This window comes from Asticcacaulis biprosthecium C19, assembly GCF_000204015.1.
In the GTDB taxonomy this organism is placed as follows: domain Bacteria; phylum Pseudomonadota; class Alphaproteobacteria; order Caulobacterales; family Caulobacteraceae; genus Asticcacaulis; species Asticcacaulis biprosthecius.
In genome coordinates, this window is record NZ_GL883077.1 from 1,733,811 (window position 1) to 1,746,816 (window position 13,006).

14 protein-coding genes are annotated in these 13,006 nt (G+C 60.5%); 6 read left to right on the top strand and 8 right to left on the bottom strand.

Features of this window, described 5'->3' with window-relative positions; genetic code table 11:
• Nucleotides 1-28: 28 nt before the first annotated feature.
• Together ABI_RS08145 and ABI_RS08150 are read right to left on the bottom strand one after the other, a co-directional pair.
• Nucleotides 29-238 carry a cold-shock protein gene (locus tag ABI_RS08145; RefSeq protein ID WP_023455762.1) on the bottom strand — a complete coding sequence of 70 codons (210 nt, stop codon included), beginning with the start codon at nucleotides 236-238 and terminating at the stop codon, nucleotides 29-31.
• 236 nt (nucleotides 239-474) lie between these two features.
• A complete protein-coding gene (locus tag ABI_RS08150) occupies nucleotides 475-2,373 on the bottom strand; it encodes a hypothetical protein (RefSeq protein WP_006272436.1) in 1,899 nt (632 codons plus the stop codon).
• A gap of 149 nt (nucleotides 2,374-2,522) precedes the next feature.
• Here ABI_RS08150 and ABI_RS08155 point away from each other — a divergent pair, with 149 nt between their 5' ends.
• Together ABI_RS08155 and ABI_RS08160 are read left to right on the top strand one after the other, a co-directional pair.
• The gene (locus ABI_RS08155) at nucleotides 2,523-2,990 is read left to right on the top strand and encodes a hypothetical protein (protein ID WP_040308705.1); all 468 of its coding nucleotides are present in this window, start codon (nucleotides 2,523-2,525) and stop codon (nucleotides 2,988-2,990) included.
• Between the two features lie 43 nt (nucleotides 2,991-3,033).
• A complete protein-coding gene (locus tag ABI_RS08160) occupies nucleotides 3,034-3,393 on the top strand; it encodes a hypothetical protein (protein ID WP_006272438.1) in 360 nt (119 codons plus the stop codon).
• Between the two features lie 55 nt (nucleotides 3,394-3,448).
• Here the strand turns inward: ABI_RS08160 and ABI_RS08165 are convergent, their stop codons facing one another.
• The 5 genes from ABI_RS08165 to ABI_RS08185 form a co-directional block, all read right to left on the bottom strand.
• On the bottom strand, nucleotides 3,449-4,867 hold the full coding sequence (locus ABI_RS08165) for a ComEC/Rec2 family competence protein (RefSeq protein ID WP_006272439.1): 1,419 nt from the start codon (nucleotides 4,865-4,867) through the stop codon (nucleotides 3,449-3,451).
• 26 nt (nucleotides 4,868-4,893) lie between these two features.
• Complete coding sequence (locus ABI_RS08170; protein WP_006272440.1) at nucleotides 4,894-6,714, bottom strand: patatin-like phospholipase domain-containing protein; 1,821 nt, start codon at nucleotides 6,712-6,714, stop codon at nucleotides 4,894-4,896.
• A gap of 177 nt (nucleotides 6,715-6,891) precedes the next feature.
• Nucleotides 6,892-7,515, bottom strand: a complete 624-nt coding sequence (locus tag ABI_RS08175) for a LysR substrate-binding domain-containing protein (RefSeq protein ID WP_006272441.1) — start codon at nucleotides 7,513-7,515, stop codon at nucleotides 6,892-6,894.
• A 269-nt stretch (nucleotides 7,516-7,784) separates the two neighbouring features.
• Nucleotides 7,785-8,123 carry a hypothetical protein gene (locus tag ABI_RS08180; RefSeq protein WP_006272443.1) on the bottom strand — a complete coding sequence of 113 codons (339 nt, stop codon included), beginning with the start codon at nucleotides 8,121-8,123 and terminating at the stop codon, nucleotides 7,785-7,787.
• 16 nt (nucleotides 8,124-8,139) lie between these two features.
• A complete protein-coding gene (locus tag ABI_RS08185; RefSeq protein WP_006272444.1) occupies nucleotides 8,140-9,090 on the bottom strand; it encodes a calcium/sodium antiporter in 951 nt (316 codons plus the stop codon).
• 145 nt (nucleotides 9,091-9,235) lie between these two features.
• Here ABI_RS08185 and ABI_RS26620 point away from each other — a divergent pair, with 145 nt between their 5' ends.
• Nucleotides 9,236-9,508 (top strand): helix-turn-helix domain-containing protein, encoded by a 273-nt coding sequence (locus ABI_RS26620; RefSeq protein WP_083811424.1) that lies wholly within the window; start codon nucleotides 9,236-9,238, stop codon nucleotides 9,506-9,508.
• A complete protein-coding gene (locus ABI_RS08190) occupies nucleotides 9,448-10,137 on the top strand; it encodes a hydrogen peroxide-inducible genes activator (protein WP_006272446.1) in 690 nt (229 codons plus the stop codon). The genes ABI_RS26620 and ABI_RS08190 overlap by 61 nt, the downstream gene beginning before the upstream one ends.
• Before the next feature lie 58 nt (nucleotides 10,138-10,195).
• On the opposite strand, the gene nhaA is transcribed toward ABI_RS08190, so the two are convergent.
• Nucleotides 10,196-11,407, bottom strand: coding sequence for a Na+/H+ antiporter NhaA (gene nhaA / locus ABI_RS08195; protein WP_006272447.1), 1,212 nt, complete (start codon nucleotides 11,405-11,407; stop codon nucleotides 10,196-10,198).
• Between the two features lie 273 nt (nucleotides 11,408-11,680).
• Here nhaA and ABI_RS08200 point away from each other — a divergent pair, with 273 nt between their 5' ends.
• Nucleotides 11,681-11,986 carry a helix-hairpin-helix domain-containing protein gene (locus ABI_RS08200; RefSeq protein WP_006272448.1) on the top strand — a complete coding sequence of 102 codons (306 nt, stop codon included), beginning with the start codon at nucleotides 11,681-11,683 and terminating at the stop codon, nucleotides 11,984-11,986.
• Between the two features lie 213 nt (nucleotides 11,987-12,199).
• Nucleotides 12,200-12,913, top strand: coding sequence for a response regulator transcription factor (locus tag ABI_RS08205; protein ID WP_006272449.1), 714 nt, complete (start codon nucleotides 12,200-12,202; stop codon nucleotides 12,911-12,913).
• Nucleotides 12,914-13,006: the final 93 nt, after the last annotated feature.

The following is a 13,006-nucleotide window of genomic DNA, read 5'->3' on the forward strand; positions in this document are numbered from 1 at the left end:
AGGTGCGTCGCACTTTTTGGGATGCGCTCTATGCGTTTTCGAGTTGCTCGGCCGACATCTTGCCGGACTTTGCATCACGTTGCAGCTCGTAGGAGATCTGCTGGCCTTCATTCAGGCCGTTCATGCCGGCGCGTTCAACCGCGCTCACGTGAACGAATACGTCCTGGCCGCCGTCCGACGGCGCGATGAAACCAAAACCCTTGGTGGAATTGAACCACTTAACTGTACCAACGCTCATAATGAACCCTTTCAATGGCAGTGTTATACGTGCCCGTACACATGCACAGACACCTCTCGAATAAATTTTGAATGGAAGGTTCGCCACGGGCGCGTGTAAAGCGCTAAACAAATCAGCAGACAAGCAGAAGTCGATGAGCGGCTTATACTTAAATTTATTTTATCTGTCAAGGCTTATGTGAAATCTGAAATTATTTACTCGGACTCATCATCTCGAAAATTTGGCGTTCAGACCTGTCAGTAGCTGCAGTCCTTGCGGCGCTGGGCGCGCTCATAGGCCGGTCGGATGGGCAGGTCCCGGGTGGTCTTGCGGCCGTCCTTGTAGGACTCGCGGACATAGTTGCTGCTGCCCTTGAACAGGCGCGCGAGGTCATCATAGGGCGTATCCATCGCCACCAGGGCGTTGAAAGCGATATCGCCATAGCTGGCGTTGCGGCTGATCGTACCGTTTTCAATACGCGCGATCAGGGCCGGTCTGAACTGAGGGGCCTTGGCGCCCAGATTGCACAGACCCTTGATGCCGGCCAGGTAGGGATGCTGACGGTAGTTGTGCTCTGCCTCATCGCGTGGGCGAGTGAACATGGCGGAGTCGTCGATCAGGTAGAGGAATTCGCTGCCATCGCCGACCAGGTCCAGACGCGACAGGGCCGAATAGGCGGGCGCACGCAGGGTCGTCTGGTGCGTCAGCCACAGCAGGTCGGCGCGATGGCGGAGGATGTCGGCCGCCGGGAGTTGCTCGATGACATTGCCGATGGCGGCGGCTTCGTCGGATTGTGGCTCGGTGAGGGCCAGGGGCTTGATCGTAGTTTCCATAGCGCGCAGGCGGGCGAACATCGAGTCGGCGATAGCGGTGGCTTGGACTGCGGAGGGGCCGTTTTTGACAAAGCCGGCCGAGGCGTAGGTGACAGGGAAGCGCTTATCCGTCAGCAGGCGGGTGGCCAGGGCGGCGTCTTGCGGGGCAATGTCACGCCGGTTCCAGGCCATGCCGTCAAAGTAGCTTTTGGCCACGGCCAGAACGGCCGGTGACGGCGCGTCCGTGGCGTCGAGGGCGCGGACGAGGACCTGTCGTGAATCATCGACGACCTGTGTCTTCGCGGGAATACCCTTGCCGGGCTGGTACGCGGCTGGGGGGCCGAGGAGCAGGTCTGCCACGGGCGGGTGATCGGCGTAGTGTTCGGCCGGGCGGGCGTGTTTCCTCAGGCGGGCGAAGCCGGCATGGGAGGTCATACCGTCAAGCAGGATGGTCGGCGCCAGGATCGGGAAATAGACGTCGAAGGCGACCCAGGTGTGGCGATAGGTCTCTTCGAAGGCCGCGGCGTTGCGGCGCCACAGGCCGATGCGGCGGGTGGTGAACTGGGCGTCTCTGAACCAACGCGCCTGCGTGTCGCGTCTGACCTCAATGTCGCCATAGACGGCGGCGATGTCAGCCTCCCCCGTCACGGCGGTTTGGGCCACCAGGCATCGACCCTGTACCATGGCCAGGTCGAGGCGTTCCGCGCTGGACTGGCCGATGGCGGAGGTGGTGTTTTCGCCGGGCAGGTCGTAGGCCGGCTTTCCGATGACCGGGCAAACAGGGCGGCTTTCCAGGCTGTAGGCGACGGCCTTGAGATCCGGCTTGAAGCCGGCGGCGACGTCTGCGTCGGTGGCGATGATGACCTTTTTGGCGCGACCTTCCAGCAGAAGTGTGCGGCACAGGTCACCGCACAGGCTTTGTTCCGGGCGGTGGCCGGCATGAGCCGGGTGAATAAGGGCCAGGTTGCCGGTGCGGACGGGGGCAGGTGTGGTGAGTTTGTCGCCGGCGATCAGGTCGCGCGCCTTTTGATGGGCCGCGGGGTTGGTGGTGAAGGGGATGTACAGCAGCGCTGCCAGGGTGAGCAGGCCGCCGGCGATGTGGGGTACAGGCCCTCGTCGAATGAGGCGTCCCGGGATCAGGGTGCCCAGCAGGATAAGGCTGAGCGTCGGCAGCACGGCCAGGATGGCATAGAGCGGGATGGTGAAGATCAGAAAGATCAGGACAGCGCCGACCGGAGCGATGGCCAGCGGGACGACGATGCCCAGGATAAGCGCCACGATCGCCATGGTGAAACCGCAGCCCCGGGCGCGGTTACCGGTTTTGCGCGGCGGTGTCCGCTGCATGCTCATCCCTCCCTTGCCCGTGCGTGTTATAGCGCAGAAGGTTTAAGATAGGCGTGACGAACAGGGTTACCGGACCGCTAGGCAGTCGCGCGGCGTGGTGTTAGGTTCGTCGCCAGGTGGACGCGTTCGGCACTTTTTGGGGGGATTACATGATGTTCTATATCGATCATGCGGTGGAAGCCGCCTATGTCCAGACAGTGGCCTACCAGGAAAGTCACTGCTATCTGGAAACGCCGCGTAAACTGTCCGTCAAGAAAAGTACCGGCGTGGTCATATACGATTACGAGGATAAGGGCCTGATAAAGACCTACCAGGGCGGATACAAGGATGCGGTTTTTACACTCCAGCAGTCGCAATGCGAAGACATCGTGTCGGAGCTTATGGTGGCCTTGCCCTATTGGGAGACCGTCCCGAACACAAAATCGACCCAGGCGGACGTAAACGCGATTGAGCGCGCGCTTGGCCTGGAAGGGGCGCACCTGTCCGATGCGGACTTCAACAGGCTGGTCGAACAGGGGCAATTGGAGTTGGCCGTGGATACGCTCAGACTGTCTTATTCGTATCGCGTGGTCGGATATCGGGGGATCTTTGTGGTTGAGATGCGCCGCAGGGCATGACCCTCGCGCAGGGTCGTTGAGAGCACGGCCTGTGGCGATATGGGTGGTCGCAAAGCCCTTGCGCAGGGGCAAAAAGTCCGGTGAGGCCTGGTCGAAGGCGCGCGACGGTGAGGTCCTCCCGCCGGCGGATGTCGACTATGCCGCGCTGGCCGAAAAGGCCATGGCCTGCATCATGGCCTACGGAACGGAAAAGGGGCGCATGGCGGCGGCTAAGTACTTCCTGGACAGGGACGAGGCCAAGCGCAAGGTAGAGGGGAAGGGGAGGACGCACGTGCCGGTTATCCAATATGTCATCACCGGTGAGTCGCCACCGCTGGGCGAGGGGGAGTATGATACGTCGAACGTCGGGGAGGACGGGGAAGATGGCGAGGCGGAGTTGAAGCGTAGGTTCGGGGTGTATTGAGGAGGCGGAATTACTCACCAACCGGGAACGGCGCCGGTCTGTGCTGGGTTTTTGGTCACGCCTGACTGACAGGCATGGCGTTTGCGCAGTGGGGCAAGTGGGTGAGTATGGGCGCCGCCGTCCAACCTGCAGCTGCTCCTTGAAGATGTGTCGTCGTATGGGTAGCTGTTGCAAGGACGTCGGCGCCGGCAAGGCTTGTCGCAGGTGTCGCCGGAGTCCATGTCCCATGCTTCCAGTTGGCATTGCTATGAGCGCTTATGGTGGCGGAGACCGGGTGTGAAGTCGCTGGTGTTTTCGGACCATGGGCGTTGTCGGGGCCAAAGGAGTAGAACAGGCGGGCGTAGGGCTGCGCCGATCGCTGAAAAGGTACACTCTTGGCGCCCATATCGGCGCCATGATGTGGCGCCACCATGGCGGCGATATCATTGGGTACTGGATGAGGGATTTCGTGATAGCCGGCATCGCCAGTCAGCACCCAGGCGCGCCTGCTCGCCCCATCGGTCACAATCAGTATCTGTCCTGTCCCGTTGCGGCCCTTTCCGGTGCCGCGGCGCAGGTCATAACTTTGCGCCGGACCTTGCCACTGAAGTGGAGGTGCGCCATTGGGCACGACCAAAATCCGTCCGCCGGCGGCAAGGATGTCATTCGCAAACGTTGTGTGGGTAGAGGAGATCGTCTGCCGAGGTACAACCCAAATCCGCCGCAGGAGTCCCTGATGGTTCGCCGCCCCGGCCCAGTGGTCGGTGTCCCAGTGGGACATGATGACGACTGGGTTAGCGCAGGTGCAGAAATCAATTGTTTGCGGCGCGGTCGGCGCGTTCCGGCCGGAACCGCGGCCAACGTCGAAGTAGTAGACGGGGTAACCGCAATCACAAACGAGAGCGGATGCTGATCCCTGTCCGACGTCGAAACAGACCAGGGCGCTCAGTCCGCATGGGGCTTGCAACGCGTTGATGAGGTCTTCCGGGGATGCGTCCGGCCATAGCTCCATATCAAAGATGGCGTCGAGGGCGCCACTCGGAGCCGATGTGGGAGCCGCGTGAAGATAGGCGCGCGTGGCAGGGGCGAAAAGACCGCCGTAAATATCAACCGGCAGGTCATTTCCCTCTTCGGTAATTTGCAGGGTTATCCAGGGTTCTTCATCGCGGGGAAATGTACTGTGCAGCCAATCGCGGTGAGAAAGAGATATTTCAATCCTGTAGATTGGCACGTCGTCATAACCATCGGGACCTTCAGGTGCTTCACCGGCGAATTTGCGCTGCCAGCGTTCAGCCAATCCGGTCTTCGGTTCGGGCGCCGTCAGATCGAATGGGCCACCTTCCGCGAACCCCTTCCAGTCAGCATCGACGGCATCCAGGATAAGCGTGAGGGCGTCGTCGGGTCCCGCAAAGATGGGTTCAAGATCGTCAAGCCGGGCGTAAGCACGCCTCGGAATCTCACGGCGCCACTCATACCTGTCAAAAAACCTGTTCATATCCCCTCCATCTCTTCCGTATTCCGTCAGTATTTGGGCCCGACCTTCAACGTGCCGGCCTTTTTGGGAAATTTGGCATCCCGGCGTGATATTGTGGCGTAGCGTTCACTTTTTCGGACCTCCAGCAGCCTGGCCAGATTGCCCGCAATCGCCTCGCGGTCGCCCAAAGTCACGTTGCGGTAGGTTTTAACCGCGGGCGCATAGGCTGGATACCACCGTTTGAAGTCGGCACTCCATACACGGTCAATCGCTTCGAGATTGTCGTCGAGGTGTTTATAGAGTACAAGAAGGCGCCGCCATTTGTGCTCGTCAAAATCGAAGCCACCGTTTTCGACGGTGTCGGTAAATTTGCATCCTGCCTCGTAACCCAAGCGCATCAATTGGCGCGAGGTCGATTTCGACATGTTGAGGTTTAAGCCGCCTTCCGCCTTGTTGAGGAAGATCCGGACAATGCGTTCGCGCTGTCCCGTAATCTCCGACAGCAATTGATCCTGCCAATCCTTGGCTGCGTTGAGAATTTGCCGGGCGAAATCGGCTAACCCTTGTATTTCCTTGATTTGAACACCCATTCCGTCCCTGGCGGATTGCGGCAGTGCGACGCGCGTCGCAGCTCCGTCCAGCGTGAGATCTTCGAGGCTGAAGGCGAAGGTCGGTCGTGTCGGCAAGGGTGCGTCGAACATGTGGATCGGGAAATTGCTGCTGATCCCGCCGTCGGAGAGGTGAACCTTCCGGAACGCTTCGACCGGCGGCGCTCCCAGGGTTGTGGCGATCGAGGTCAACTCGGTGTCCTTCGCCATCAGCGGTACGGCCGTGAACAGTAGAGGGAAACTCAGACTCATACGCACGGCAACTAGAACGGGCAACTTGTCTTCCGAAGGGAACAGCCGGGCGGAGGGCAACTCCTTCCACGGTTCGGTACCTTCGGACAGGTAGGTCATTACAGAGGCCGGAAAGAGCTTATCCCACTCATCCATCCTGAACCCCGCCAGCATACCCAGTTTGGGAAGCGTGTGGGGACGCTTCATCGACAGATTTGTCGTGACGACCTTCAGATCGATTTGCGGCCCTGCGGGGTCTTGACCTCTCAGATCACCGAAGGTCAGCGGGGTGGGGTAGTTGGGATCCCCGAAGGCGATATGTTGCAGAGCGAGATGAATCCAGTTCGTGAGGCCTTCGGACGAATTACCCGGCTGGGTGAGTCCCGTGCAGAAGCCGAAATTCGCATCCGGCAGTTCCTTTAGTGCTTTGGCCACGGGAATCAAAAGCGGCGTCAGGATTGTACGTTTGATCCAAGATCCCAGGCCCGCAGCACCGGCAAGTATGCCGCTCAGGAGGACGGCCAGGACGGTCGTATAAAGATCAGGCCGAATGAGATAGGATCCCAGCCCGCACACCACCGAAGCTAGAACCGCGGGTATAAGTATGTTCAAGCCGGCGCGCCGGACCAGCAGCTTAAAGTCGCCCGTTCGAAGTGCCGCCTTTATGCCGTCGACTGCGGGTTTCAGGCTCTCACTCGGCTGGAAAAGTGACAACAGTTTTTCGGGCAATTGGTCGCAATAGTGCTTGAGGATAATGAATCCTTCCGGGCGGCCATTCTGCCTTGCATATTCCGCGGCCGCGGCAAAGGCGGCCGCGATGGCTCCGGCCGATGTGCCGCCAAGAGAGCGCAGGCGAAATTTTGTTGCGATTTGCAGGATGGCATAGGGGTAAACTATCCCCGAGGTGATCCCCCCCTTCATGATCATGTCGCATTCGGGCGGAGCCTGGAGTTCGAACTGTTCGGCGTTGAATTCGGGAAGCTCTGTTTCCTTCTTCGGCAGTTGCGTCGCGTTGTTGGGCTCAAGCATGCGAGATGGCCTTGATTTAGCGGGTGGCTGAACCGAACGAAACGCAGACAAATTCAAGTCGAGCCAATGGCGGGCTTCGACTTTCGGCATAAACGTGGTCTTGCAGGTTCTGGTTGTCAATCCTAATTTTTAAATCTTCAGGGTGGCGACGTCGCGAGTCGCTGGCTCCCCGTTTGCTCAAGGCGTCTCAACCGGCACGAGATGCGGCAGCAGCCAGTCGCGGAATGTCGTGATCGCCGGGTGCTGGCTTAGCTCGGAGCGGTAGACCAGGGCGTAGAAGCGGCCGCTGGGGGCGTGGCAGTCGGGGACCCTCCGCAAGGTTCCGGCGTGCAGGTCGGCCTGCGCCAGGCGGTGACGGGTCCAGATCACGCCAAGGCCATTGCGGGCGGCGGATAGTAACAGCGCGGCATCGTTGATCTCCAAACCTTCGGGATGCGGCAGGCGCTGTTTGCCAAGGCGTGTCGGCCAGGCTGTGTCGGTGTGGCGGAGCATGGATCGCGGTGGCCATTTCGCGGGATCGATGCCGTGGCGTGCGATCCAGTCGGGGGAGGCGACCGCCAGGTGGGTTTCCTCCGGCGAGCGGTGCACCGTCAGGCCGGCTTCGTCGAAAGCGCCACAGCGCACCGCTACCACCGGCAGGGCGGGAGGCAGGCTCATCACCGCATACTGGGTCTGGATCGCCAGGCGGATATGCGGGTGTTGGTCGCGAAACGCCGCCAGGTTGGGCAGGATCAGCAGGGTGAGCGGGGTTTCGCGGTGGGGTTGGGTTTCGCGCGCCAGGGCGTCGTAAAGGGCCTGCATCGGTTCGCCCAGGCGGTCGTGGAGGTCTCGGCCTTCGGGGTGAGGGTGAGGACTCTGAGGCGGAGTTGAAACGCAGGTTCGGGGTTTATTGATAAGGCGGGCTGACTATGAAGAGATATACGTCCGCACTACGCTTATCGTCGTTACAAGACACAGGACCACAGCCACCGCGACGGCGCCTTTCCAGGTCTTTACGGTCCAGCCGATGCCATAGGTGCGCGGGCCGAACCACTCGCGCCAGTCGTCGAACCACGTGATCCTTTTCCGCTTCATGAACGGTTGTTCCCCGTGTCGGCAGGCGGGGTGCGGCGCGGTGGAAATATTCCGAGACGCCAGAAATAAAAGAACACGGCTGCCGTCGACACAAAAACCATGACCCAGAGGGCAGCGTTGAGGATCTGATCGGTTTGGGACAGGTAGTGGGTTGTCCGGTTTACGGTCTGGGCGATGACAAACCCTTGCGTCGGATCGGGGGCAAGCGGCCGGTTGGCTTCCAGGTACAGTGTGTGGCCGATCATGCTGAAGGCGAACAGAGAGTCGATCCAGCAGGGGATCGCGATTTTGAGGAACGGCACCTTGCGGCCGTGGCGGTCGATCAGTTTGGACATATGAATGTTCCTTGTGTCAGGCTGTGCCAAGGGCCAGCCAGGTGATGTAGCCGCCGTAGGCGATAAGGCCGCCCAGAGCCGGAACGCGGCCCAGCCGGGGCTTTGCGAGGATCAGCCACCACAGGAGCAGGGCGGCGGCGACCATTAGCGGAAGGTCCACGCGCAGGAAGGTTGGCGAGATGGCGAGCGGCGACAGCGCTGCGGTGATACCCAGCACGGCCAGGGTGTTGAACAGGTTGCTGCCGATGATGTTGCCAAGCGCCAGTTCATTGTGGCCCTTGATGGCGCTGATGACGCTGACCGTCAGTTCCGGCAGTGAGGTGCCGACCGCGACCAGGGTCAGGCCGATCACCGCCTGAGGTACGCCAAAGTTGGTCGCCAGACTGGTCGCTCCGCGTACCAGGGCGTCGGCGCCGAAGATCAGAGCCGTCAGGCCGGCGACGATAAAGCCGAGGGCCAGGGGCATGGAGAGAGGTCTCGTGGCTTCTGTCTGGGGGAGGTCGACCTTGCGGTCCATCAGGAAAACGACCATCAGGAAAACGGCAAGGGTGATGACCATAATCAGGCCCTCTCGTTGGGTAATGTTGCCGTACCAGGCGAGAGCGGCGAAGGCCAGGGTGGCCAGCACCATGACGGTCGCGTCGCGGCGGACGCCGGGCGCCCGCGTCGCCGTCGGGCGGATCAGGGCGCCGAGTCCGGCGATCAGCAGGATATTGGCGATGTTGGAACCTACGATATTGCCAATAGCAACATCGGCCGCGCCGGCCTTAGCGGCATTCAGCGAAACCAGAAGCTCCGGCGCCGAGGTGCCGAAACCAACGATGGTCAGGCCGACAAGCAACTTCGGCAATCTTAACCGGTCTGCGACCGCGACCGACCCCCTGATCAGGGCTTCACCGCCCAGAAACAGGCCCACAAGCCCACCGCAGAACAAGACCCAGTCGAGGTGTGTGATGACGAAGTCCATAAATCCCCTCCAGAACTCCGTCGCCTCGAACGGATTTGAAACTGCGTCGCTCGCGGCCGCAGGTCTTCTTGATAGGCGATGTCTTTCATAAAGAAAAATCGGAAGATTCGTTGTCAGATATAGAGAATATCTATAAGCTGCGACGATGCCCAAATTGCAGCAACTTCGTTATCTGGTCGCCGTCGCCGACACGCTGAACTTCAGCCGCGCGGCGCGGGCCTGTCATGTCACCCAGCCGACGCTAAGCATGCAGCTCAAGGAAATGGAGGGGCGTTTGAAGGTTCAACTGGTCGAGCGCACACGGTCCCGCGTTCTTCTTACCCCGTCGGGGAGGAGATTGCCCGGCGGGCGCGGACGGTGCTGGCCGAGGTGGAAGATATCCGCGACATCGCCCGGCGCGACGATCCGTCCGGATTGAAGGGAACGGTGCGGATCGGCGTCGTTCAGACGGTGGGCGCCTATGTGCTGTCGCTGGCCATGCCCCGGATGCGCGAGGCCTTCCCGGATTTACGCATTCATGTGGGCGAGGACCGGCTGGAAGGCCTGCCGCACAAATTGTCCGACGGCACACATGATGTCCTGCTGATTCCCGATGGCAGCGACGATCCAGATTTCACGCGTGTTCGGCTGATGCGCGAGCCGCTGCACCTGGTGCTGCCGTCGGATCACCGGCTGGCAGGGTATGACGCGATTGATCCGGATTGGTTACGTGGTGAGACGATCCTGTCCATGGATCGCAACCCGCGTCTGCACGACCAGATCGCGCGTCTGTGCAGCGAGGTCGGCGCTATCGATGTGCAGGATTATTGCGGCACCACGCTCGATACGTTGCGGCAGATGGTAGCCGCGGGGATGGGGTTGTCCCTGCTGCCAGCCCTGTATGTCCGCTCGGATGTTGTCCGGGAGAAGCTGGTCGTGGCGCGACCCTTGACGCGTTTGGCGCCGGTGCGCGATCTGTCGATGCTGTGGCGAACCAGTTCCCCGCGTCAGGCCGTGTTTGAGACGCTGGCCGCAACGATCGGGGCCAGTATTGCGCCGTGGGAATAGGACGCGATTGCCTGGCGGGACGGGCAGGTTGATACCCCTGTGTGGCGGCCGAGGTTTGTTAATCCTCGGAACTGACGTCGAGATCAGCTACCGGCGCTTTGCGGGGCGCTGATGCTGATAGCAGCGCGAAGCCGATGAGACCCGAGAGCAAGGATCCGATCAGGACGCCAATCTTGACCGAATCCTGAGCGTCGGGGTGGGTCGGAAACGCCAGAAGGCCAATGAACAGGCTCATGGTGAAGCCTATGCCGGTGACCACCGATACGCCATAAAGCTGCAGCCAGGTGGAATTGTCCGGCAGACGCGCCAGGCGAAGCTTGATGGCCAGCCACGACGCCGAGAACACGCCCAGTTGCTTGCCGAGAAACAGGCCGAGCGCAACGCCTAAGGGAATGGGCGCCAACAGGGCCGCTGGCGTGAAGCCGGCGAGGGACACACCGGCATTGGCAAAGCCGAAAAGGGGCACGATCAGAAAGGCCACGGGCTTGTGCAGGGCGTGCTCCAGACGGATCAGAGGGGAATGGTGGTCGTCGTCGCTGTCCTTGTGGTGCGTATGCAAGGGGATGAACAAAGCCACCGCGACGCCGGCCAGGGTGGCGTGGATGCCGGACTTCAGCGTAAAGAACCAGATGATAGCGCCGATGGCGAGATAGAGCCACAGGGCCTTGACCTTCAGGCGGTTGAGCAGCCCGAGCAGGCAAAGCCCGGCGACGGCGGCTGCCAACCAGGCCAGAGACAGGCCGGACGTATAGAAGATGGCGATGACGACCACAGCCACCAGGTCATCTATGATGGCGAGGGCGGTGAGGAAGACTTTCAGGGCCGGCGGGACGCGCGGGCCCAGCAGAGCCAGGACGCCCAGGGCAAAGGCAATGTCGGTGGCGGTCGGAATGGCCCAGCCACGTAGTGTCTGCGGCGTGGACAGGTTGCACAGGACATAGATGACGGCGGGAATGATCACGCCGCCGGCCGCAGCAATGCCCGGCAAGGCCCGGCGCGGCCAGTCGGCAAGTTGTCCGGTCAGCATCTCGCGTTTGATCTCGAGCCCTACCAGCAGGAAAAATACCGCCATCAGGGCGTCGTTGATCCAGTGCAGGACACTCAGGCCGCCCAGTTTGACATGCAGGGCGTGGAAATAGGTCTCCGACAGGGGCGAGTTGGCGACGATCAGGGCCAGGACGGCGGCCATGATCAGGACGATACCACCCGAGACGTTGCTGTCGACGAAGGCGCGGAACAGGGAAACGCGCTGTGGTGGTTTTGTCGACATGGAAACCCGGTGGTCTGAAAGGAATTGCGGTACGGGTATAGCAGCCTGGGACGTTTGCTTAATTGGAAATTTCGTGGGGGCTTATAGGCAAAAACTATAAGGGCCCTGACGCGCAGGCGACGCGCCGGACGCCGAGCTTGTCTGGCAGTTTGTGGGGCGACGGAATTGCCGTTTTGAATGGGGCGCAGAAAAAGTCTGATGCGAGTGGTGGCTCAAGCCTGTAAAACCACGCGGCACCTTCTTTGCCAATCACCCTTCACACCTTGAGATGACATGCCGAATTTGAAAGCCCGGACAGACAATCCCTTCGCGGGGCTCAGGAATGTTGGACCCGCCACGCGCAAGGATCTGGCGGTTCTGAAGATCGACAGCCTGTCTCAGCTTGCCGACAGCGATCCGGATGATCTGTATCGCCGTCTCCAGATTGAGACTGGTACGGCCCAAGATCCTTGTGTGTGGGACGTCTTTGCCGCCGCGATCCATCAGGCGAAAACGGGTGAAGCGCTGAACTGGTGGGCCTTCACCCCGCTACGCAAGGCGCGCCAGGCGAAGGGCGAGTTTCCGGGTAAATGTCTTTAAAAGCGGTCGATTTTGACGCTTGGGCAAAGGGCTCAGGCGCGATCCTGAAACTGGTGCCCAACAAAGAGGGTCATGCCTAACTTTGGTGGGGATAATATAAAAATTCGATTATGCGATTGATGCGTATATTTCGTGACGCGCTACAATACCTACTGAATATTTATAGGCGGTCGTATGTAGATACTTCCATCCTTTTTTATCGTGGTGGGCACTATGACGTCGCAAACAAAAATACTCCTGGTCGATGACGAGCCGGAAATCCGCAGCATGCTGAGCATATTTCTTGGCGTGGAAGACTACGACATCATCGAGGCTGACAGCGGCAAGGCAGCTTTGCGGCAGATCATCGGCGCCAAGCCCGACCTCATCGTGCTGGACCTGGGGCTGCCCGAAATGGACGGCCAGGAGGTCATCACGGCCGTACGCAAATTTTCCAACACGCCGATCGTCGTTCTGACGGCGCGCTCCGATGACAGCGAAACTGTCAAGGCGCTGAATGCCGGGGCCGACGACTATGTCACTAAGCCGTTCCGTGCCGAAATTCTGCTGGCGCGGATCCAGGCGAACCTGCGCCAGGGCAAGACGGTAAGCGAACCCGACGCGATCGATAACGGCCCGGTGCACATGGATATCGGCCGCCACGAGGTCCGGTTGAACGGAACACTGGTCGCCTTTACGCCGAAGGAATTCGCGCTGCTGGAGTTTTTCGTCCGTAATCGTGGGCGCATGCTGACGCACAAGCAGATCCTGAAAGAGGTGTGGGGGCCAGCCCATACGGACGATACGCAGTATCTGCGCGTCTATATCGGACAGGTGCGCGAAAAGCTGGCGACGGTTCCCGGCCTGGGCCAAAGCATCACGTCGGAGTCCGGGATTGGTTACCGGATGGAGTTGCTCACGGCCGCCGTTGCCGTCGCGGCCGAGTAGGGCTCATACCAACCCCCAAAAAGACTGACACATCCTGCCGGATAAGGTGCGGTTGGTATTCGCATTTTCTCAGCTCAAACGCCTGAGTGGGCG